The 20,564-nt window shown below is 47.7% G+C and carries 21 protein-coding genes and 1 tRNA gene; 19 read left to right on the top strand and 3 right to left on the bottom strand.

Annotated features, from left to right (window positions below; all coding sequences use genetic code 11):
- Positions 1-188, top strand: a 188-nt coding sequence (locus Q1M25_RS01915) for a YbaB/EbfC family nucleoid-associated protein (RefSeq protein ID WP_300481182.1), incomplete at its 5' end; no start/stop codon positions are given.
- A 292-nt stretch (positions 189-480) separates the two neighbouring features.
- Positions 481-1,047: a hypothetical protein gene (locus Q1M25_RS01905; RefSeq protein ID WP_300481179.1), complete on the top strand. Its 567-nt coding sequence runs from the start codon at positions 481-483 to the stop codon at positions 1,045-1,047.
- A gap of 260 nt (positions 1,048-1,307) precedes the next feature.
- Here Q1M25_RS01905 and Q1M25_RS01900 read toward each other — a convergent pair.
- Both Q1M25_RS01900 and Q1M25_RS01895 read right to left on the bottom strand, forming a co-directional pair.
- A tRNA-Asn gene (locus Q1M25_RS01900) sits at positions 1,308-1,383 on the bottom strand.
- A gap of 139 nt (positions 1,384-1,522) precedes the next feature.
- Positions 1,523-2,008: a NemA protein gene (locus Q1M25_RS01895; protein ID WP_070583654.1), complete on the bottom strand. Its 486-nt coding sequence runs from the start codon at positions 2,006-2,008 to the stop codon at positions 1,523-1,525.
- Between the two features lie 180 nt (positions 2,009-2,188).
- Between Q1M25_RS01895 and dapF the strand changes: the two genes are divergently transcribed.
- The 4 genes from dapF to Q1M25_RS01875 all read left to right on the top strand — a co-directional run bounded on the left by dapF (position 2,189) and on the right by Q1M25_RS01875 (position 5,333).
- Entirely contained in the window at positions 2,189-3,040 is an 852-nt protein-coding gene (dapF, locus tag Q1M25_RS01890) for a diaminopimelate epimerase (protein ID WP_300481176.1), read from the top strand.
- Positions 3,037-3,639, top strand: a complete 603-nt coding sequence (locus Q1M25_RS01885; protein ID WP_300481173.1) for a hypothetical protein — start codon at positions 3,037-3,039, stop codon at positions 3,637-3,639. Before dapF ends, Q1M25_RS01885 begins: the two co-directional genes overlap by 4 nt.
- Before the next feature lie 106 nt (positions 3,640-3,745).
- Positions 3,746-4,678, top strand: coding sequence for a cysteine synthase A (gene cysK / locus Q1M25_RS01880; protein ID WP_141756489.1), 933 nt, complete (start codon positions 3,746-3,748; stop codon positions 4,676-4,678).
- Between the two features lie 145 nt (positions 4,679-4,823).
- On the top strand, positions 4,824-5,333 hold the full coding sequence (locus tag Q1M25_RS01875; protein WP_049344413.1) for a membrane lipoprotein lipid attachment site-containing protein: 510 nt from the start codon (positions 4,824-4,826) through the stop codon (positions 5,331-5,333).
- A gap of 84 nt (positions 5,334-5,417) precedes the next feature.
- Here the strand turns inward: Q1M25_RS01875 and Q1M25_RS01870 are convergent, their stop codons facing one another.
- Positions 5,418-5,801 carry a YkvA family protein gene (locus Q1M25_RS01870; protein ID WP_300481164.1) on the bottom strand — a complete coding sequence of 128 codons (384 nt, stop codon included), beginning with the start codon at positions 5,799-5,801 and terminating at the stop codon, positions 5,418-5,420.
- Between the two features lie 462 nt (positions 5,802-6,263).
- On the opposite strand from Q1M25_RS01870, the gene sdhC reads away from it, so the two are divergent.
- From sdhC to Q1M25_RS01805, 13 genes are all read left to right on the top strand, one after another.
- On the top strand, positions 6,264-6,641 hold the full coding sequence (sdhC, locus tag Q1M25_RS01865) for a succinate dehydrogenase, cytochrome b556 subunit (RefSeq protein WP_003686156.1): 378 nt from the start codon (positions 6,264-6,266) through the stop codon (positions 6,639-6,641).
- On the top strand, positions 6,635-6,976 hold the full coding sequence (gene sdhD / locus Q1M25_RS01860; RefSeq protein WP_004519264.1) for a succinate dehydrogenase, hydrophobic membrane anchor protein: 342 nt from the start codon (positions 6,635-6,637) through the stop codon (positions 6,974-6,976). The genes sdhC and sdhD overlap by 7 nt, the downstream gene beginning before the upstream one ends.
- Positions 6,977-6,978: 2 nt before the next feature.
- Positions 6,979-8,742 carry a succinate dehydrogenase flavoprotein subunit gene (gene sdhA / locus Q1M25_RS01855; RefSeq protein WP_004519265.1) on the top strand — a complete coding sequence of 588 codons (1,764 nt, stop codon included), beginning with the start codon at positions 6,979-6,981 and terminating at the stop codon, positions 8,740-8,742.
- A 119-nt stretch (positions 8,743-8,861) separates the two neighbouring features.
- Positions 8,862-9,569 (top strand): succinate dehydrogenase iron-sulfur subunit, encoded by a 708-nt coding sequence (locus tag Q1M25_RS01850; RefSeq protein WP_003678833.1) that lies wholly within the window; start codon positions 8,862-8,864, stop codon positions 9,567-9,569.
- A 3-nt stretch (positions 9,570-9,572) separates the two neighbouring features.
- Positions 9,573-9,821, top strand: coding sequence for a succinate dehydrogenase assembly factor 2 (locus Q1M25_RS01845; RefSeq protein ID WP_003678830.1), 249 nt, complete (start codon positions 9,573-9,575; stop codon positions 9,819-9,821).
- 123 nt (positions 9,822-9,944) lie between these two features.
- Positions 9,945-11,228 carry a citrate synthase gene (gene gltA, locus Q1M25_RS01840; RefSeq protein ID WP_150537691.1) on the top strand — a complete coding sequence of 428 codons (1,284 nt, stop codon included), beginning with the start codon at positions 9,945-9,947 and terminating at the stop codon, positions 11,226-11,228.
- Positions 11,229-11,437: 209 nt separating this feature from the next.
- Positions 11,438-14,266 (top strand): 2-oxoglutarate dehydrogenase E1 component, encoded by a 2,829-nt coding sequence (locus Q1M25_RS01835; RefSeq protein WP_300481152.1) that lies wholly within the window; start codon positions 11,438-11,440, stop codon positions 14,264-14,266.
- Positions 14,267-14,365: 99 nt separating this feature from the next.
- Positions 14,366-15,547, top strand: coding sequence for a 2-oxoglutarate dehydrogenase complex dihydrolipoyllysine-residue succinyltransferase (gene odhB, locus Q1M25_RS01830; protein ID WP_300481150.1), 1,182 nt, complete (start codon positions 14,366-14,368; stop codon positions 15,545-15,547).
- A 258-nt stretch (positions 15,548-15,805) separates the two neighbouring features.
- Positions 15,806-17,239 carry a dihydrolipoyl dehydrogenase gene (lpdA, locus tag Q1M25_RS01825; RefSeq protein WP_002217382.1) on the top strand — a complete coding sequence of 478 codons (1,434 nt, stop codon included), beginning with the start codon at positions 15,806-15,808 and terminating at the stop codon, positions 17,237-17,239.
- 124 nt (positions 17,240-17,363) lie between these two features.
- Positions 17,364-17,651 carry a hypothetical protein gene (locus tag Q1M25_RS01820; RefSeq protein ID WP_002242554.1) on the top strand — a complete coding sequence of 96 codons (288 nt, stop codon included), beginning with the start codon at positions 17,364-17,366 and terminating at the stop codon, positions 17,649-17,651.
- Between the two features lie 17 nt (positions 17,652-17,668).
- On the top strand, positions 17,669-18,889 hold the full coding sequence (gene sucC / locus Q1M25_RS01815) for an ADP-forming succinate--CoA ligase subunit beta (RefSeq protein ID WP_004519273.1): 1,221 nt from the start codon (positions 17,669-17,671) through the stop codon (positions 18,887-18,889).
- Positions 18,890-18,899: 10 nt separating this feature from the next.
- Complete coding sequence (sucD, locus tag Q1M25_RS01810) at positions 18,900-19,790, top strand: succinate--CoA ligase subunit alpha (protein WP_070734676.1); 891 nt, start codon at positions 18,900-18,902, stop codon at positions 19,788-19,790.
- Between the two features lie 192 nt (positions 19,791-19,982).
- On the top strand, positions 19,983-20,417 hold the full coding sequence (locus Q1M25_RS01805) for a DUF883 family protein (protein ID WP_070843376.1): 435 nt from the start codon (positions 19,983-19,985) through the stop codon (positions 20,415-20,417).
- The last annotated feature ends 147 nt before the right edge of the window (positions 20,418-20,564 follow it).

The raw sequence follows: 20,564 nt of genomic DNA, 5'->3' as shown, positions 1-20,564 counted from the left end.
ATGTTGTCCGCAAACTTGAAATCAGCCCTGATTTGATTCAAGAAGCCGCTGACGACAAAGAAATGCTGGAAGATTTGGTATTGGCCGCTATCAATGCCGCTTCTGAAAAAGCCGAAGAAACGACCAACAAAACCATGGGTGCATTTACCCAAGGCCTGCCGGCAGGCATGGGCGACTTCTTCCGCTAAACCCGCGACGCAAAGCAAACAAAGGTCGTCTGAAACGCAAAAAATCAGTTTCAGACGGCCTTCGTACTATCTGTTTTGCAGATTGAAATCAACATATCGGCAGTTATTCCGCCGAAGGTATATTGAGTGTTTATTGCATTCAAACCCGCTCAATCAATATTATAGTGGATTAACTTTAAACCAGTACGGTGTTGCCTCGCCTTGCCGTACTATCTGTACTGTCTGCGGCTTCGTCGCCTTGTCCTGATTTAAATTTAATCCACTATAAAAACCAACTGATACATCAAACAAAATGAAACCGTCCCTTCCCATCCTCTCACTTCTTTTAAGCTGTATGCTCGCCGCAGCAAGCGCAAACAGCCTTGCCGCCGAAACCATCATTACTTCTCCGGACAAGCAGTTCAGCGTTAAAAAAGTCTGTAACCACAAAACCCAAGAATGCTCTTTCTCTGCAGGCAAAAAAGCCATCGAAAAAAATCTTCCCAAAGACAGGACTAGCTATGAATGGCTTGGCAATACCTTCGCATTAAGAACCAGCTTCGGATCGTATGATTCCTACACCACCTTCGCCGACCGTACCCACAAACCTCAGACGCTTTCCTCCGTCATCGCCACCGACAGCAAAACGCAATGCGCTGTGACCGCAGGTAATAAAGGCGTGTCGTTCTACTCGCTATTTCGCGACAAACCCGTCAAATTCATTGCCGCAAACGACAAAAAATTCGGCTTCCCTCAAGATGTTGTCTCGTTGGAATCCGTCGTCGAAGTAGAATTCAAAGGCAAGAAAGTCCACATGACGTATATGAACAAAGCTGAACGCAATGTCTCGGTCGTTTTAGACAATCCGTGTGTGAAATGATGTGCCAAATTTGATGGACAAGGCCGTCTGAAAAGATGCCGTTTATTCAAAAAACGAAACAACCCGAAACCTGATTGAAAAAGGTTTCGGGTTGTTTGCACCTGTTCGCCAGACGAAGTGAGTAGGGCGCAAGGCATGCCAGTTTGGCGGATAGAGACCTTGGCAAAGGTCTTATGAGGATTCAGGACTTTCTTTGGGAAAGAACAATCGTTCCTTATTGATGTAAAAAAGCCTGAACAGAAGTTCAGGCTTTTAAAATTTGGCTCCCCGACCTGGGCTCGAACCAGGGACCTGCGGATTAACAGTCCGTCGCTCTACCGACTGAGCTATCGGGGAATGGGGCGTATTATAATGGCTGGAAAAAATGTGTCAATCAGTATTTTCAAGAAAATGGTGCAAAATATTTCAAATGTTTGAATGTTAAAAATATTTTGTAATCAAGTTTCACATGCTTCCCAGCCGTTTCAGACGGCCTTTAGTATTTGGCGTTAACCAATTTACCGTTTTGGAACACTTGCTGCTGCATTACCGTACCGTTGTAGGCGTAAGTGGTTAACGAGCCGTTGCTTGGCGTGGCGCGGAACTGCATCAGTTGGTTGCGACTGAGGACGTAGGGGTCCGTGCGTTTTTGGCTGTTGTCGCTGTAAAAGTCTTGGACGACATATTCGTTGTTGCGTTTGCTGATCAGTTGGCGATGGAAACCGCCTTTGACTGCGCTGTTGCTGGGTGTGCCGTGTGCATCAAAATAGGTCACGATTTGTTCTTCTGAGATACGGATGCCGTCTGAATCCGTGCCTTTGGTGGTTTTGTCCAAGCCGACAGGGATGTTGATGGATGTACCCAAGCCGACATGGCGGCCGATGCTGGTGCCAACGCCTAAACCGACGGAAACGCCGGGTGTGCCGACTGTACATGCGCTGAGTGAAGCGGCCAAAAGGGCAGGTAAGAGAACTTTTTTCATAATGTGTATCCTTGTAATAAGAAATGTTTGTAATGTGGGAAGTATAGTATTTTTGCGGGGTGGCTGGTGTTAGTATTGGTAAAAGGGCGCAAGGCCGTCTGAAAAACAAGATAGAAACGAATATATCATTCTGGTGTAGAATGTGCCGAAATAATGATTTAATAAGAATGTGAATGAATAATGAAAACTTTGAAATTTACGAAGATGCACGGCTTGGGCAATGATTTTATGGTGGTCAATGCCATCGAACAGGACTTTGATCCATTGGCTGCGCCGCTTGCCCAATGGGCAGACCGCTATCGCGGCGTGGGTTTTGATCAGTTTTTGGTAGTGGAGAAGCCTTCTTCTGATGCGGTCGATTTTCGGTACCGCATTTTCAATGCCGATGGTCGGGAAGTAGAGCAGTGCGGCAATGGAGCGCGTTGTTTTGCGCGTTTTGTCGCGGATAAGGGTTTGACGGATAAAACGGAAATTTTGGTCGAAACGGCCAAAGGGATTATTGTGCCGAAGCTGTTGGATAACGGTTTGGTTACCGTCAACATGGGTAAACCGCGTTTCATGCCGTCTGAAATTCCGTTTGTGCCTGCGCATGGTGAAACGGAAGATGCGTTGACACATATTGTCTTAGTCGGTTTGGAGTCTGTACCGGTAAGCTGTGTGAATATGGGTAATCCGCATGCGGTAATTTTGGTTGATAATGTTGAAACCGCACCGGTGGAGCATTGGGGCGGCGCTATTGAATCGCACGAGCAGTTTCCTGAACGGGTCAATGTCGGCTTTTTGCAGGTTGAAGATGAATTGTCAGTCCGCCTGCGCGTGTTTGAACGCGGGGTGGGAGAAACTCAGGCTTGCGGCACTGGAGCGTGTGCGGCCGTGGTGGCAGGCGTGCGCAATGGCTTGCTGAAAGCGGGTACGCCTGTGCGTGTTACTTTGCCTGGCGGCGAATTGTTTATCAGTTGGGAAGAAGGTGGCGATGTGCAAATGACCGGCCCTGCGGAAACCGTTTTTGAAGGCGAGTTGCAGTATTCATGATGGTTTCTTTGGATTTTTGGTGTGCCATTGCGTATGCTGCGGTATCGTTGGCGTTTATTTTTCGCGCGCAGCGGTTTCAATGGCTTTGGGCTGCGGTGTTGTTGTGGCTGGGGGTTTCGGCATTGGGTGCACGCTTGTTGCCCGGAATGTGGGGCTTTACGCATACAGGCCCTTTGTTCATCCCTCATTTTTATCTGACAATCGCCAGTATTTTCTTCTTTATTGACGATTGCAGTAAAACGGAAGACAAAAAGTTTTGGTCGGCAGGCGAATATGCCGGTTTAACCTTATTTGCCGTTTCCAATGTTGTCATGACTTTGGCTTTTGTTTTCCTGGCCTGCGCGGTTTATTTCATCTTGCCGCAGGCAGGCTCGGTTTTTGCATGGGCGGCCTTGCTGAAAATTTATGCTTTGAAACCGATTTATTGGTTTGTTTTGCAGGGCGTGTTGATGCTGGTGTTTTATCTGCACCGTGTGGTTGTTTGCAAGCAGTCTGCCTCTCTTTTCAGTATGCGGCAGATGTGGGCAGGCTGGATGGTTGCCGTCGTGATGCAGGCTGTGGTTGCCGTTGCATTGATTTTTGAGCGCAGTGGATATTGACCGCGCTTGAACCAAAAGTTATAAAGAAAGAAATTTTCGATATTGGTTTTTCAGACGGCCTGAGTTTAATATGCAGGCTGTATTACATCTAAATCAGGAGCAGGAAATGAAAATTGCAAATAATATTACCGAGCTGATCGGCAACACACCTCTGGTGAAACTGAACCGCCTGACCGAAGGTTTAAAAGCGCAAATCGCCGTTAAACTTGAATTTTTCAATCCGGGCAGCAGCGTAAAAGACCGTATTGCTGAAGCCATGATTGAAGCGGCCGAGCAAGCCGGTAAAATCAATAAAGATACCGTTATCGTTGAGGCGACCAGTGGCAATACCGGTATCGGTTTGGCCATGGTGTGTGCGGCCCGCGGTTATAAATTGGCCATCACCATGCCTGAAAGCATGAGTAAAGAACGCAAAATGCTGCTGCGTGCATTCGGTGCAGAATTGATTTTGACTCCTGCTGCCGAAGGCATGGCAGGCGCTATTGCCAAAGCCCAATCTTTAGTGGACGAACATCCGGGTACTTATTTCATGCCGCGCCAATTTGATAACGAGGCCAATCCTGAAGTTCACCGCAAAACTACTGCCGAAGAGATTTGGCGCGATACAGACGGTAAAGTGGATATTTTCGTGGCCGGTGTGGGTACTGGCGGCACGATTACCGGCGTAGGTGAAGTGTTGAAAAAATACAAACCCGAAGTTCAAATCGTGGCTGTCGAGCCTGAAGCTTCCCCAGTATTGAGCGGTGGCGAGAAAGGCCCGCATCCGATTCAAGGTTTGGGTGCAGGCTTTATCCCCAGCGTTTTGAATACGACTGTTTACGACAGCATTTCCAAAGTACCTAACGAGGCAGCGTTTGAAACTGCGCGCGCTATGGCTGAAAAAGAAGGCATTTTGGTAGGTATTTCTTCAGGTGCCGCAGTATGGAGTGCATTGCAACTGGCCAAAAAACCTGAAAACGAAGGTAAGCTGATCGTTGTCTTATTGCCATCATATGGCGAACGCTATCTTTCTACACCTCTGTTTGCCGATTTGGCATAATATAGGATTGTCGTTAAAAGGCCGTTTTCAGACGGCCTTTTTTGCGTATGGGCTTGAGATATCGTATGAAATCTGTTGTAATTCAGTTAATCTGTTTTGAATACCGTTATTCAAAAGTTGGTTTCTTCAACGAATCATGCTTATAATGCGCATTATGAAAAAATACATTCTTCCTATCCTTGCTGTGGCGGCACTTGCTGGTTGTGAATCGATTTATGTTCCAACATTGAAAGAAGTGCCAGTTCGACCAACTAACGTTAAGAAACCTAAGGCTGATTCACAAGTTTCAGCTACCGGTTATCATTTAGCTCCTTCGCATTGGGCAGATGTTTCCAAGATTCATGATGAAGCACGTCGCTTGAGTACCCAAGTGAGCCAAGGTAGTCTGACCAAAGTTCAGGCTGCCCAATATTTGAACCGCTTCCGTATCCAACAAGTGGGACGCAACTCCGTCGATGACAGTATGTACGAAGTTTATCTGCGCTCTGCCGTTGACAGCCAACGTGGTGAAATTACTACCGAGCAATCCAAACAGTACATCCAAGGTGCTTTGCGCGGTTGGCAACAACGTTGGAAAAACATGGATACCAAGCCAAGTAATCCTGCGTTTACCAACTTCCTGATGGAAGTTATGGGTATGCAGCCTTTGAAATAAAAAGTCATAAACCGAGAAGGCCGTCTGAATATTCAGACGGCCTTCTTCTTATTATTTATATATGTGTAGTTGAACTCTATCTAATCAATAACCAAACAGCTTGTCAGCTGCTTGACGGGCTTTTTCTTGAATATCTTCGGTCAGATAGTTTTTCATCTGAGAATAAACCAATGCAATGACGGCAATGTCGTCACTGAAACCAAATGGAATCAGCAGGTCGGGAATGCTGTCGATGGGGCTGAGAAAATAAACCAGTGCACCGACAATAATCATTTTGGCCCGTTTGGGCGTGTGTTCAGATTCCCAAAGGTAATAAAGTGCATAAAGCTGTCGGACGACAGGTTTGCCCAGGCGGCCTGCAAAGCGTCCGAGTTTTTTCATAAAACCGGATGTGTCCAAGTTTCGACGGCGGAAGGAGGGGATGTAGTCTTCCGGATCGGGTGTGTTTTGATGAGGGGAGTGTGTCATGATGCAGCTTCCTTATAAGGTATGGAAACATTGTTGGTGTTGTGCTGTATTTTAGTCCATCTAGAGATGGATGAAATGTCTTTGAATGTATAACTATGTAAGAGTAGTGGTGATAATGCAATGGTAATAAGTTAAGAATGGCTTATGCCTTTGTAAAGATTAGGTATCAAGAGTGAGAATTTATCTCACAATAGATACAATTCTCAAACAATAATGATGTTATCGTAAGTGCTTTGATGGGGAGATGGCTTAATTGCAGGAAAGTAACAAAAAAGGCTAGCCATGCAAAAAAAAATCTAAGAATGATTGTTTGATTTTATTAGTCTTTTGGTAAAAATCATTAGAGCATTCATAAATTGCACTGTTCAAAATGAGATAAAACAGGTAAATTATGGTTTATGTAGCTTATTGTAGTGCTGAGCTATAGGTTTTGAGCTGATAATAAATCTAGAGGAACTGACCATGTCCGCCAAATCACGCCCGGTATTTTTGGAAATTCCGAATATCCGATTGCCCATACCGGGGATTGTATCTATTCTTCACCGTATCAGCGGCGTCGGCTTGTTTGTGATGCTGCCTGTTCTCTTGTATTTCTTCTCCGGAACGCTGGATCGCGAAGCGTCGTTTGAAGCATATCGTTCTGCTATCTCCAATCCGTTTGTGAAGCTGATCCTTATCGGTCTGTTGTGGGCATATCTGCACCACTTTTTCGCCGGTATCCGCTTTCTGTTTTTGGATGTACACAAAGGCTTGGAATTAAATACTGCCCGTGCTACTGCTAAAGTTGTATTTGCTTCTGCTTTGATTCTGACCGTCGTTTTGGGAGCTTTGTTATGGTAGAACGTAAATTGACAGGTGCGCATTACGGTTTGCGCGATTGGGCAATGCAACGTGCAACTGCGGTCATCATGTTGGTGTATACCGTAGTTCTTTTGGTTGTTTTGTTTACATTGCCTAAAGAGTATTCGGCATGGCAGGCATTTTTTGATCAGACTTGGGTGAAAGTGTTTACTCAAGTGAGCTTTTTGGCCGTATTTTTGCATGCGTGGGTAGGTATCCGCGATTTGTGGATGGACTACATTAAGCCTTTCGGCGTGCGTTTGTTTTTACAAGTTGCCACCATCGTTTGGTTGGTAGGCTGCTTGGTGTATTCAGTTAAAGTAATTTGGGGGTAAATATGGGTTTTCCTGTTCGCAAGTTTGATGCCGTGATTGTTGGCGGTGGTGGTGCAGGTTTACGCGCAGCCCTCCAATTGTCTAAATCCGGCCTGAATTGTGCTGTTTTGTCTAAAGTGTTCCCAACCCGTTCTCATACTGTAGCGGCTCAAGGCGGTATTTCTGCTTCATTGGGTAATGTGCAGGAAGACCGTTGGGATTGGCACATGTACGATACCGTGAAAGGTTCCGACTGGTTGGGCGACCAAGATGCGATTGAGTTTATGTGTCGCGCCGCGCCTGAAGCCGTAATTGAGTTGGAGCACATGGGTATGCCTTTTGACCGTGTGGAAAGTGGCAAAATCTACCAACGTCCTTTCGGCGGTCATACTGCCGAACACGGTAAACGTGCGGTAGAACGTGCATGTGCGGTTGCCGACCGTACCGGCCATGCGATGTTGCATACTTTGTACCAACAAAACGTCCGTGCCAATACACAATTCTTTGTGGAATGGACGGCGCAAGATTTGATTCGTGATGAAAACGGCGACGTAGTCGGTGTAACTGCCATGGAAATGGAAACCGGCGAAGTTTATATTTTCCACGCTAAAGCTGTGATGTTTGCTACCGGTGGTGGCGGCCGTATTTATGCGTCTTCAACCAATGCTTATATGAATACCGGTGATGGTTTGGGTATTTGTGCACGTGCAGGTATTCCGTTGGAAGACATGGAATTCTGGCAATTCCACCCGACCGGTGTAGCCGGTGCCGGTGTATTGATTACTGAGGGTGTACGTGGTGAGGGTGGTATTCTGTTGAATGCCGATGGCGAACGCTTTATGGAACGTTATGCTCCAACTGTAAAAGACTTGGCTTCCCGTGACGTGGTTTCCCGTGCGATGGCGATGGAAATTTACGAAGGTCGTGGCTGTGGTAAAAACAAAGACCACGTATTGCTGAAAATCGACCATATCGGTGCAGAAAAAATTATGGAAAAACTGCCGGGCATCCGCGAGATTTCCATTCAGTTTGCCGGTATCGACCCAATTAAAGACCCGATTCCTGTTGTGCCGACTACCCACTACATGATGGGCGGTATTCCGACCAACTACCATGGCGAAGTTGTTGTTCCGCAAGGTGAAGATTACGAAGTGCCTGTAAAAGGTCTGTATGCAGCAGGTGAGTGCGCTTGTGCTTCCGTACACGGCGCGAACCGCTTGGGTACCAACTCCCTGTTGGACTTGGTGGTATTCGGTAAAGCTGCCGGCGACAGTATGATTAAATTCATCAAAGAGCAAAGCGACTGGAAACCTCTGCCTGCTAATGCCGGTGAATTGACCCGCCAACGTATCGAGCGTTTAGACAACCAAACCGATGGTGAAAACGTTGATGCATTGCGTCGCGAACTGCAACGCTCCGTACAACTGCATGCCGGTGTGTTCCGTACCGATGAGATTCTGAGCAAAGGCGTTCGAGAAATCATGGAGATTGCCGAGCGCGTGAAACGTACTGAAATCAAAGACAAGAGCAAAGTATGGAATACCGCGCGTATCGAAGCTTTGGAATTGGATAATCTGATTGAAGTAGCGAAAGCGACTTTGGTGTCTGCCGAAGCACGTAAAGAATCGCGTGGCGCACACGCTTCAGACGACCATCCTGAGCGCGATGACGAAAACTGGATGAAACATACCCTGTATCATTCAGATACCAATACTTTGTCTTACAAACCGGTACATACCAAGCCTTTGAGCGTGGAATACATCAAACCGGCTAAACGCGTTTATTGATGAGTTTTCAGACGGCCTTTACCTTAAAGGCCGTCTGAAACCTAACCATACCCACATTGAACTGCTTGAATTCATAATACAAAATCATTGAGCAGTTTATGAGAAAAGGAACACTTCTCATGGAAAAAATGAGTTTTGAAATTTACCGTTACAACCCGGACGTTGATGCCAAACCTTATATGCAACGTTACGAGTTGGAATTGGAACCAACCGACGTTAAGCTTTTAGACGCTTTAGTGCGCCTGAAAGCACAAGACGATACATTGTCTTTCCGCCGTTCTTGCCGCGAAGGTATTTGCGGTTCTGACGGTATGAACATCAACGGTAAAAACGGCTTGGCATGTCTGACCGATCTGCGTAGCCTGAAACAGCCGGTTAAAATCCGCCCTCTGCCAGGTCTGCCTGTTATCCGCGACCTGATTGTGGATATGACCCAGTTCTTCAAACAATATCACTCAATCAAACCTTACGTTGTCAACGACAACCCTATCGATGCGGACAAAGAGCGTCTGCAAACTCAGGAAGAGCGTAAAGAGTTGGATGGTTTGTACGAGTGTATTTTGTGCGCCTGCTGTTCGACTGCCTGCCCGTCATTCTGGTGGAATCCTGATAAATTCGTTGGTCCGTCTGGCTTGCTGAATGCTTACCGTTTCATTGCGGATAGCCGTGATACCATCACTAATGAGCGTTTGGATAATCTGAACGATCCATACCGTTTGTTCCGTTGCCACACCATTATGAACTGCGTAGACGTATGTCCTAAACACTTGAATCCGACCCGAGCCATCGGTAAGATTAAAGAGATTATGTTGAAACGAGCCGTTTAAGAAATGATGGTTTTTGACGATATTGCCAAACGGAAAATCCGTTTTCAAACCCGCCGGGGATTGTTGGAATTAGACTTAATCTTCGGCAGGTTTATGGAAAAAGAATTCGAGCACCTGAGTGATCAGGAGTTGTCCGAATTTTCCGAAATCCTCGAATTTCAAGACCAAGAGTTGCTTGCCTTGATTAACGGACATTCGGCGACGGACAAGAAGCACCTGATTCCCATGCTTGAAAAAATCAGACAGGCATGATGTGTTATAGAGCTTGTTTGCGATACCGATCCGAACAAGCTCTTTCCATACGGAGGCCGTCTGAAAAAAAGACCGTGCCGCTTAGACGGCAACGAAAGCCCCAACCTACAAAGGAGTTTAAGAATGTCTAAATCAGTCAAGCTCACCACCCCAAATCAAGAGACCTTGGAACTGCCAGTATTGGAAGCAAGTATCGGCCATGATGTGGTTGATATTCGTACTTTGACTAAAAATACAGGTCTGTTTTCCTTCGACCCCGGATTCGTGTCAACTGCAAGTTGCGAATCCAAAATTACTTATATTGATGGCGATGAAGGTCTGTTGTATTACCGTGGTTATCCTATCGAGCAGCTGGCCGAAAAATCTGATTACTTGGAAGTTTGCTATCTGTTGATTTACGGCGAACTGCCTACCTCTGAACAGAAAAAAGAATTTGATGCCACAGTCGGTCGCCATACTATGCTGCATGAACAGCTGACTTGGTTCTTCCGCGGTTTCCGTCGTGATGCGCATCCGATGGCGATGATGGTGGGTGTGGTTGGCGCGCTGTCTGCGTTTTATCAAGACAGCTTGGATATTACCAATCCTGAACACCGCAAAATTGCGATTTACCGCTTAATCTCCAAAATTCCGACAATTGCGGCAATGTGTTACCGTTATTCCAACGGTCTGCCGTTCAATTATCCAAAAAATAACCTTTCCTACGCTGAAAATTTCTTGCACATGATGTTTGCGACACCATGTGAAGAATACAAACCTAATCCAGTATTGGCTCGTGCGCTCGACCGCATCTTCATTTTGCATGCGGACCACGAGCAAAACGCCTCTACTTCGACCGTACGTTTGGCAGGCTCTTCAGGTGCGAACCCGTTTGCCTGTATCGCAGCCGGTATCGCTTGCCTGTGGGGTGCTTCACACGGCGGTGCAAACGAGGCCGTGTTGAAAATGTTGGATGAAATCGGCGATGTGTCTAATGTTGCCGAATACATGGAAGGCGTGAAACAACGCAGATACCGTCTGATGGGCTTCGGTCACCGCGTATATCGCAATATGGACCCGCGCGCCAGTATCATGCGCGAAACCTGTTATGAAGTCTTGAAAGAATTGGGCTTGGAAGACAGTCCTAAATTTAAGCTGGCGATGGAATTGGAACAAATCGCACTGAAAGATCCATTCTTTGTTGAGCGCAAGCTGTATCCAAACGTCGATTTCTACTCCGGTATCGTCTTGTCCGCATTGGGCATTCCAACTGAAATGTTTACCGTTATCTTCGCATTGTCGCGCAGTGTAGGTTGGATTTCTCATTGGCATGAAATGATTAGCGATCCTGCACTGAAAATCGGTCGCCCACGTCAACTGTATACCGGTGCAGAGCGTCGCGATTACGTTCCGGTAGATAAACGTTAATAGACAATATATTAATATATTATTGAAAAGTCGTTTGAAAAAATCGAATTGCCGTTTTCAATGAGGTTGGTCGTAATTAATTAAGTTGATAGCAGGTAATTTGATTTGAAATAGGGTAGAATAAAGTGTCATTTCAGACGGCCTGAATTCCGTTCGGAGAACACGGGATTCTACCCTTTGTTTATATTTTAAAGAAAAGAGCTCACGCCATGATGGACGAAAAACTCAATTTCTCTTATCTGTTTGGTTCTAATGCGCCATACATCGAGGAGTTGTATGAAAAGTTTCTGGATAATCCGGAATCTGTCGATGAAAAATGGAAACAGTACTTTACCGATTTGAGTAAACAGCCGGGCGCAGTCGCTGTCGATGTTGCCCATACACCGATTCGTGAATCATTTGCCACTTTGGCTAAAAAGAAAATTGCCGCAGCCGTCGCAGGCGGTGTGGATGAGGCAATGATGAAAAAGCAAGTCAGCGTTTTGCGACTGATTTCTGCCTATCGTATCCAAGGCGTGGGTGCAGCCCAACTTGATCCGCTCAAACGTATTCCTCCTCAAAATATTGAAGCTCTCGATCCTAAATTCCACGGTCTGTCAGATGCCGATATGGCGCTTCAGTTCAATATGGGCGAGGGCGATTTTTCCGGTCAGAGCAAACTGCCTCTGTCCCAAATCATCAGTAACCTCAAACAAACCTACTGCGGCCATATCGCGGTAGAGTACATCTACATTCCAAATACCGAAGAGCGTCGTTGGGTGCGCAATTATTTTGAAAGCGTATTGTCCACACCGCATTACAATGCCGATCAAAAACGCCGCATTTTGAAAGAAATGACTGCCGCCGAAACTCTGGAACGCTACCTGCATACCAAATATGTCGGCCAAAAACGCTTTGGTGTAGAAGGCGGCGAAAGCGCGATTGCCGGTTTGAACTACCTGATTCAAAACGCCGGTAAAGACGGCGTGGAAGAAGTCATCATCGGTATGGCACACCGTGGCCGTCTGAATGTTTTGGTTAACATTTTGGGCAAAAAACCGGCTGATCTGTTTGCCGAATTCGAAGGCCGAGCCGAAATCAAATTGCCTAGCGGCGACGTGAAATACCACATGGGCTTCAGCTCCGACATCGCCACTCCGCACGGCCCAATGCACGTTTCTTTGGCATTTAACCCGTCACACCTGGAAATCGTTAATCCAGTAGTGGAAGGTTCTGCGCGCGCTAAACAAAAACGTTTGGGCGAAAACGGCCGCGATAAAGTCTTGCCGGTATTGATTCACGGTGACTCCGCATTTATCGGTTTAGGAGTTAACCAAGCAACATTCAACCTGTCTAAAACACGCGGCTATACCACCGGCGGTACTGTTCACATTGTGATCAACAACCAAATCGGCTTTACCACTTCCGATACCCGCGATACCCGTTCAACCGTATACTGTACCGATATCGCGAAAATGGTTTCCGCTCCGGTTATCCATGTGAACGGCGATGACCCTGAACGCGTTTGCTTTGCTATCCAAGCTGCCTTAGATTACCGCAAAAAATTCCATAAAGACATTGTGATCGACGTTGTCTGCTACCGTAAATGGGGCCACAACGAGGGCGATGATCCGACCTTGACCCAACCGATGATGTACAAAAAAGTATCGCAACACCCAGGTGCGCGTGCTTTGTACACCGAACAACTGATTGCCGAAGGTGTGGTAACCCAAGCTGAGGCTGACGGTTACATCCAAGCCTACCGTGATGCTTTGGACAAAGGCGAACATGTTGAGCAAACAACTTTGAGCAACTTCCAACGCACACAAATCGACTGGAGCAAATACCAAGGCAAAGATTGGCGCGAACAAATTGAAACCGGTTTGCCTGCCGCAGATATTGAGCGTCTTACCGAGAAATTTACCGCTGTACCAGAAGGCTTTGCCCTGCATCCGACTGCAAAACGTGTGATCGAAGCGCGTAAAGCCATGGCATCCGGCAAACAAGCCATCGACTGGGGTATGGCCGAAACCCTCGCATACGCAAGCCTGCTGACCAAAGGTCATGGCGTGCGTATCTCCGGTGAGGACTCTGGCCGCGGTACATTCTCACACCGTCATGCCGTTCTGCACGATCAAAAACGCGAAAAATGGGACGACGGTACTTATGTTCCTCTGCGTCATATGGGCGAAGGCATGGGCGAGTTCCTGGTCATCGACTCCATTTTGAACGAAGAAGCCGTGATGGCGTTTGAGTACGGCTTTGCCTGCTCCGCTCCTGACAAACTGACTATTTGGGAAGCTCAATTCGGTGACTTCGCCAACGGCGCGCAAGTGACTATTGACCAATTCCTGTCTTCAGGCGAAACTAAGTGGGGTCGTTTGTGCGGCCTGACCACCATCCTGCCGCACGGTTACGACGGTCAAGGTCCTGAGCACTCTTCTGCACGCGTAGAACGTTGGTTGCAACTGTGTTCTGAAAACAATATGCAAGTCATCATGCCGTCTGAAGCGTCGCAAATGTTCCACCTCTTGCAACGCCAAGTCTTGGGTTCATACCGCAAACCGCTGGTGATTTTCATGTCCAAACGTCTGTTGCGCTTCAAAGGTGCAATGAGCCCGCTGGAAAACTTCACCGAAGGTTCGACTTTCCGTCCGGTTATCGGTGATACCGCAGAACGTGCAAGCAACGACAGCGTGAAACGCGTGGTATTGTGTGCCGGTCAGGTTTACTATGACTTGGAAGCCGGTCGTGCCGAGCGTAAACTGGAAGATGATGTTGCTATCGTCCGCGTTGAACAGCTGTATCCGTTCCCATATGAAGAGGTTAAAGCTGAACTGGCGAAATATCCGAACGCAAAATCTGTGGTTTGGGCACAAGAAGAGCCGAAAAACCAAGGTGCGTTCTACCAAATCCGCCACCGCATCGAAGACGTTATCAGCGAAGAGCAAAAACTGTCTTATGCCGGTCGTCCAAGCAGCGCATCGCCTGCAGTGGGCTACTCAAGCAAACACATTGCTCAATTGAAACAATTGGTTGAAGACGCTTTGGCATTGTAAACCAAGTAGCATTCCGTCTGAGGCCGCTCAGGCGGAATGCCCATATGCAGAATTAAAAACACACAACAGGCCGTCTGAAAGGGCCATTGGAGACACAAAATGATTATTGATGTAAAAGTACCTATGCTGTCTGAAAGCGTATCTGAAGGCACGCTCTTGGAATGGAAGAAAAAAGTTGGCGAAGCAGTTGCCCGTGACGAAATCCTGATCGATATCGAAACTGACAAAGTGGTTTTGGAAGTACCTTCTCCACAAGCCGGCGTATTGGTTGAAATCGTAGCGCAAGATGGTGAAACCGTTGTTGCCGACCAAGTTTTGGCTCGTATCGATACAGCTGCTACTGCCGCCGCTGAAGCACCAGCTGCTGCGCCTGCCGAAGCAGCCCCAGCTGCCGCTCCTGCTGCTGCACAAAACAACGCCGCGATGCCTGCCGCCGCCAAACTGGCTGCCGAGACCGGTGTCGACGTAAACGCATTGCAAGGTTCCGGCCGTGACGGTCGCGTATTGAAAGAAGACGTACAAAATGCCGCTGCCAAACCTGCCGCAGTTGCTGCTCCTGCCGTTGCACTTCCTGCCGGCGCACGTCCTGAAGAACGCGTACCAATGAGCCGCCTGCGTGCCCGTGTTGCAGAACGCCTCCTGGCTTCTCAACAAGAAAACGCCATTCTGACTACATTCAACGAAGTCAACATGAAACCAATCATGGACTTGCGTGCGAAGTACAAAGATAAATTCGAGAAAGAACACGGCGTGAAACTGGGCTTTATGTCCTTCTTCGTTAAAGCCGCTGTTGCCGCCCTGAAAAAATACCCGGTTGTGAATGCTTCTGTTGACGGCAAAGACATCGTGTACCATGGCTACTTCGACATCGGTATCGCGATTGGCAGCCCACGCGGTTTGGTTGTGCCAATCCTGCGCGATGCCGACCAAATGAGCATTGCCGACATCGAACAAGCAATTGTTGATTACGCGAAAAAAGCTAAAGACGGCAAAATCGCTATCGAAGATCTGACCGGCGGTACATTCAGTATTACCAACGGCGGTACTTTCGGTTCTATGATGTCTACCCCGATCATCAACCCGCCTCAATCTGCGATTTTGGGTATGCACGCCACTAAAGAGCGCGCTGTGGTTGAAAACGGTCAAGTTGTTGTCCGTCCAATGATGTATCTAGCTCTGTCTTACGACCACCGTATTATTGACGGCCGCGAAGCTGTATTGACCTTGGTAGCCATTAAAGACGCGTTGGAAGACCCAGCTCGCCTGTTGTTGGATTTGTAATCGTTTCAGACGGCCTTTTATTTATTAATGAAAAGGCCGTCTGAATTTTTATTTAGATGTAGCGTAATGTAGTATCGTGCTACAATAGGCTCAACGAACGATTGAGGTCGTCTGAAACATTTGATTCGAATGAATCGGCAGATATGGACTTTCAGACGGCCTTTTCTTAAAACCATCAAAACGCAGTCATTCAAAATAAAAAAGAAACAAAAAGTATCGTTTTTATTTTGAGATACTGCAAAAGCAAAGGATGACACGATGTCTCAATATGATGTAGTAGTGATTGGTGCAGGCCCGGGCGGATACGTTGCCGCCATCCGTGCCGCGCAACTGGGTTTCAAAACCGCTTGCGTTGACGCAGGCGTTAACAAAGCAGGCAACGCCCCAGCATTGGGCGGTACTTGCTTAAACGTAGGTTGTATCCCTTCTAAAGCCCTGTTGCAATCCAGCGAACATTTCCACGCTGCGCAACACGATTTTGCAGAACACGGTATCACTGTCGGCGACGTAAAATTCGATGCGGCCAAAATGATTGAGCGCAAAGATGCCATCGTGACTAAACTGACCGGCGGCGTGAAATTCCTGTTCCAAAAAAATAAAGTAACCAGCCTGTTCGGTACTGCTTCCTTTGCCGGTAAAAATGGCGATGCTTACCAAATCGAAGTCGATAACAAAGGTGAGAAAACCGTTATCGAAGCCAAACACGTCATCGTAGCCACCGGTTCCGTACCGCGTCCGCTGCCACAAGTCGCTATCGACAATGTGAACGTATTGGACAACGAAGGCGCACTGAACCTGACCGAAGTGCCTGCCAAACTCGGCGTGATCGGTTCTGGCGTGATTGGTTTGGAAATGGGTTCCGTATGGAACCGCGTGGGTGCAGAAGTTACCATTCTTGAAGCGGCGCCGACCTTCCTGGCTGCCGCAGACCAACAAATCGCCAAAGAAGCCTTCAAATACTTCACCAAAGAGCAAGGTTTGAGCATTGAATTGGGCGTGAAAATCGGCGACATTAAATCTGAAGGCAAAGGCGTTTCCGTTGCTTACGAAACTGCTGCCGGCGAAGCCAAAACTGAAGTATTCGACAAACTGATCGTTGCCATCGGTCGTATTCCAAACACAAAAGGCCTGAACGCCGAAGCCGTAGGCTTGGAAAAAGACGAACGTGGCTTTATCAAAGTAGATGGCGAATGCCGTACCAATCTGCCTAACGTATGGGCAATCGGTGACGTGGTTCGCGGCCCGATGTTGGCACACAAAGCCAGCGACGAAGGCGTTGCCGTTGCCGAGCGCATTGCCGGTCAAAAACCGCATATCGACTTCAACAATGTACCGTTTGTTATTTACACCGATCCTGAAATCGCTTGGGTGGGTAAAACCGAAGAGCAGCTCAAAGCCGAAGGCGTGGAGTACAAAAAAGGTACTTCAGGTTTTGGTGCGAATGGTCGCGCATTGGCAATGGGCAAAGCCAAAGGTACGGTTAAAGTATTGGCAGATGCCAAAACCGACCGTATCTTGGGCGTACACATGATCGGCCCGGTTGTCAGCGAATTGGTTACCGAAGGCGTGACTGCGCTCGAATTCTTCGCCAGCAGCGAAGACATCGCCCGCATTATCCATGCCCACCCAACCTTGTCCGAAGTGGTTCACGAAGCTGCATTGGCGGCCGACAAACGCGCTTTGCACGGTTGATAGACATTAAGGCCGTCTGAAACTTTTCAGACGGCCTTAAGGCCTCCGACAAATTGAATGTTCCGAGAGCTTCGTTTTCTGATTTATAATTCCGTCAGGCAAACAAACAGCATTTACATTCATTATGAACAAAGAAATAGTCGGTATTTTCTTTATACCGGCGGGCATCATCAGCATGTGTATGGCCGCATTGTGGCAGATGTATGTGATGATGACCGAAACTTATACGCTCAACCGTTTTAAAGATAAAGAATTGGTTTGGCGCGTGGCATTGTTGTTTATCAGTTTCAGCCTTGCCGTTTATCTGCTCTGCCCGAATTCGCGTAAAAAAGGCATCGTCTTTTTTATTCTCGGGGGAGGCGGTGCAACCATGTATCTGCTGGCGCGGATGTGGTTGCCCTTCAGTAAATAGTAGGGCCGTCTGAAAATATGGGATTGGCCGCAGGGCGATTCCTAAAACCCACTCACCTTAAGGAGAAATCCATGAATTTACACGAGTATCAGGCTAAAGAACTGCTGGCTAGCTACGGTTTGCCCGTACAAGGCGGTATTTTGGCACACAACGGCGAAGAAGCCGCTGCAGCTTACGACAAATTGGGCGGCAAATTCGCTGTTGTCAAAGCACAAGTACACGCCGGCGGCCGCGGTAAAGCGGGCGGCGTAAAAGTCGTTAAAAGCCGCGAAGAAGCTAAAGAAGTGGCTGAAAGCCTGATTGGCACCAACTTGGTAACTTACCAAACCGATGCCAACGGCCAACCTGTCAACAGCGTTTTGGTTTGCGAAGATATGTATCCGGTTCAAACCGAGCTGTACTTGGGCGCAGTGGTTGACCGTTCTACCCGCCGCGTTACATTCATGGCTTCTACCGAAGGTGGCGTGGAAATCGAAAAAGTTGCTGCCGAAACTCCAGAAAAAATCTTCAAAGTAACCGTTGATCCGCTGGTCGGCCTGCAACCTTGCCAAGCTCGCGAAGTTGCCTTCCAACTGGGCTTGAAAGACAAACAAATCAACGAATTCGTCAAACTGATGACCGGCGCGTACAAAGCGTTTATCGAAAACGATTTCGCCCTGTTTGAAGTAAACCCATTGGCAGTTCGCGAAAACGGCGCGCTGGCTTGCGTAGATGGCAAAATCGGTATCGACAGCAACGCGCTCTACCGCCTGCCAAAAATCGCTGAATTGCGCGACAAATCTCAAGAAAACGAACGTGAGCTGAAAGCTTCTGAATTCGACCTGAACTATGTTGCTCTGGAAGGCAACATCGGTTGTATGGTTAATGGTGCCGGTTTGGCGATGGCTACTATGGACATCATCAAACTCAAAGGCGGTCAACCTGCCAACTTCTTGGACGTTGGTGGCGGCGCAACCAAAGACCGCGTGGTTGAAGCGTTCAAACTGATTTTGGAAGACAAATCCGTTAAAGGCGTATTGATCAACATCTTCGGCGGTATCGTACGTTGCGACATGATTGCGGAAGCCATCGTGGCAGCCGTTAAAGAAATCAACGTCAACGTTCCTGTCGTTGTTCGTTTGGAAGGTAACAACGCCGAACTCGGCGCGAAAATCCTGAACGAATCAGGTCTGAAACTGACTTCTGCAGACGGCCTGAATGACGCAGCCGAAAAAATTGTTGCAGCCGTAAACGCCTAAGGAGAAAAGAATGAGCGTATTGATTAATAAAGACACCAAAGTATTGGTTCAAGGTTTCACCGGTAAAAACGGTACTTTCCACTCCGAACAAGCTCTGGCTTACGGCACTAAAGTTGTCGGCGGCGTTACCCCAGGCAAAGGCGGTCAAACCCATCTGGACCTGCCTGTATTCAACACCATGAAAGAAGCCGTTAAAGAAACCGGCGCTGACGCATCTGTAATTTACGTTCCCGCTCCGTTTGTTTTGGATTCTATCGTTGAAGCCGTTGATTCAGGCGTAGGCTTGGTCGTTGTGATTACCGAAGGCGTGCCAACTCTGGACATGCTCAAAGCCAAACGCTATCTGGAAACTAATGGTAACGGTACCCGCTTGGTCGGCCCTAACTGCCCTGGCGTGATTACTCCGGGTGAGTGCAAAATCGGTATTATGCCGGGTCATATCCACCAACCTGGCCGCATCGGTATTATTTCCCGTTCCGGTACGTTGACTTACGAAGCTGTGGCACAAACCACCAAACTGGGCTTGGGTCAATCAACCTGTATCGGTATCGGCGGTGACCCGATTCCTGGTATGAACCAAATCGACGCACTGAAACTCTTCCAAGAAGACCCAGATACCGACGCCATCATCATGATCGGTGAAATCGGCGGTACTGCGGAAGAAGAAGCAGCCGAATACATCCAATCTAACGTAACCAAACCTGTTGTAGGTTACATTGCTGGTGTTACCGCTCCTAAAGGCAAACGTATGGGCCACGCCGGTGCGATTATTTCTGGCGGTAAAGGTACTGCCGAAGAAAAATTCGCCGCTTTCGAAAAAGCCGGTATCGCTTACACCCGCAGCCCTGCCGAGTTGGGCACTACCATGCTGGAAGTGTTGAAAGCAAAAGGTTTGGCATAAGACCTAAGTCTTTAAGCTGAATGGAAAAGGCCGCCTGAAGTTTTCAGACGGCCTTTTTTAAATTTCATTGGATTGTTTTCATAATAAGCACTTAATTTTATTTAAATTAACGTTTATTTTAGAATAAACGGTTATAATTTATTAACAGATAAATATTCTGTAACCATATCAACCTATATCAAGGAGAAAGGCATGAAAAAACACGATTTTGAAGCACGTCGCGAGGCTTTGCTGAAAGACATCCGAGAAGTGATGGATGATGTGGAAGAGTTGTACCGCGACGGTGTGGAAGCCGGTTCGGAAGAGGGCGGCAAAGCCCGGGCCAAATTGGAAGAGAAATTGGCCGCGGCCAAAGAGCGTTTGAGCCGTTTTGAAGAAGAGGCCGGCGAACGTTTGCGCCATCATGCCGAGCGTGCGCGTGAAAAATACGAGCAGTTTGAAGAAGCGGCCCAGGAGCGTTTTAAAGAAGGCAAAGAGCGTTTTGCCGAATTTGAAGCTGATGCGGGCGAGCGTTTGAAACGCGGTGCCAAACACGCTGATGAAGTGGTGCATGAAAAACCATATTATGCGATGGGTTTTGCCGCATTGGCTGGTTTGGTTGTTGGTGTGTTGTTGAACCGCCGTTAATGTGAATATGTTAAGGCCGTCTGGACAGGCGTGTACATGAGATCATGGATTTCATTGCGCCGTGCAGACGGCCTTAGCCTTATTTTTCCTGGGAAAAAGGATAATCGAGATGGGAATTCGCCAGCGTTTTGAACATGGCAAGGCTTT

It is taken from the genome of uncultured Neisseria sp. (assembly GCF_951230505.1).
Taxonomy (GTDB): domain Bacteria; phylum Pseudomonadota; class Gammaproteobacteria; order Burkholderiales; family Neisseriaceae; genus Neisseria.
This window is presented reverse-complemented; position numbering and strand designations above follow the sequence as displayed.

Coding starts and splice junctions, on each gene's coding strand:
- sdhD (WP_004519264.1), top strand. CDS start 6,635: ATGGTAGAACGTAAATTGACAGGTGCGCATTACGGTTTGCGCGATTGG.
- gltA (WP_150537691.1), top strand. CDS start 9,945: ATGTCTAAATCAGTCAAGCTCACCACCCCAAATCAAGAGACCTTGGAA.
- sucD (WP_070734676.1), top strand. CDS start 18,900: ATGAGCGTATTGATTAATAAAGACACCAAAGTATTGGTTCAAGGTTTC.
- Q1M25_RS01835 (WP_300481152.1), top strand. CDS start 11,438: ATGATGGACGAAAAACTCAATTTCTCTTATCTGTTTGGTTCTAATGCG.
- Q1M25_RS01850 (WP_003678833.1), top strand. CDS start 8,862: ATGGAAAAAATGAGTTTTGAAATTTACCGTTACAACCCGGACGTTGAT.
- Q1M25_RS01870 (WP_300481164.1), bottom strand. CDS start 5,801: ATGACACACTCCCCTCATCAAAACACACCCGATCCGGAAGACTACATC.
- dapF (WP_300481176.1), top strand. CDS start 2,189: ATGAAAACTTTGAAATTTACGAAGATGCACGGCTTGGGCAATGATTTT.
- sdhC (WP_003686156.1), top strand. CDS start 6,264: ATGTCCGCCAAATCACGCCCGGTATTTTTGGAAATTCCGAATATCCGA.
- Q1M25_RS01875 (WP_049344413.1), top strand. CDS start 4,824: ATGCGCATTATGAAAAAATACATTCTTCCTATCCTTGCTGTGGCGGCA.
- odhB (WP_300481150.1), top strand. CDS start 14,366: ATGATTATTGATGTAAAAGTACCTATGCTGTCTGAAAGCGTATCTGAA.
- lpdA (WP_002217382.1), top strand. CDS start 15,806: ATGTCTCAATATGATGTAGTAGTGATTGGTGCAGGCCCGGGCGGATAC.
- Q1M25_RS01845 (WP_003678830.1), top strand. CDS start 9,573: ATGATGGTTTTTGACGATATTGCCAAACGGAAAATCCGTTTTCAAACC.
- sdhA (WP_004519265.1), top strand. CDS start 6,979: ATGGGTTTTCCTGTTCGCAAGTTTGATGCCGTGATTGTTGGCGGTGGT.
- sucC (WP_004519273.1), top strand. CDS start 17,669: ATGGGATTGGCCGCAGGGCGATTCCTAAAACCCACTCACCTTAAGGAG.
- Q1M25_RS01805 (WP_070843376.1), top strand. CDS start 19,983: ATGAAAAAACACGATTTTGAAGCACGTCGCGAGGCTTTGCTGAAAGAC.
- Q1M25_RS01905 (WP_300481179.1), top strand. CDS start 481: ATGAAACCGTCCCTTCCCATCCTCTCACTTCTTTTAAGCTGTATGCTC.
- Q1M25_RS01895 (WP_070583654.1), bottom strand. CDS start 2,008: ATGAAAAAAGTTCTCTTACCTGCCCTTTTGGCCGCTTCACTCAGCGCA.
- cysK (WP_141756489.1), top strand. CDS start 3,746: ATGAAAATTGCAAATAATATTACCGAGCTGATCGGCAACACACCTCTG.
- Q1M25_RS01885 (WP_300481173.1), top strand. CDS start 3,037: ATGATGGTTTCTTTGGATTTTTGGTGTGCCATTGCGTATGCTGCGGTA.
- Q1M25_RS01820 (WP_002242554.1), top strand. CDS start 17,364: ATGAACAAAGAAATAGTCGGTATTTTCTTTATACCGGCGGGCATCATC.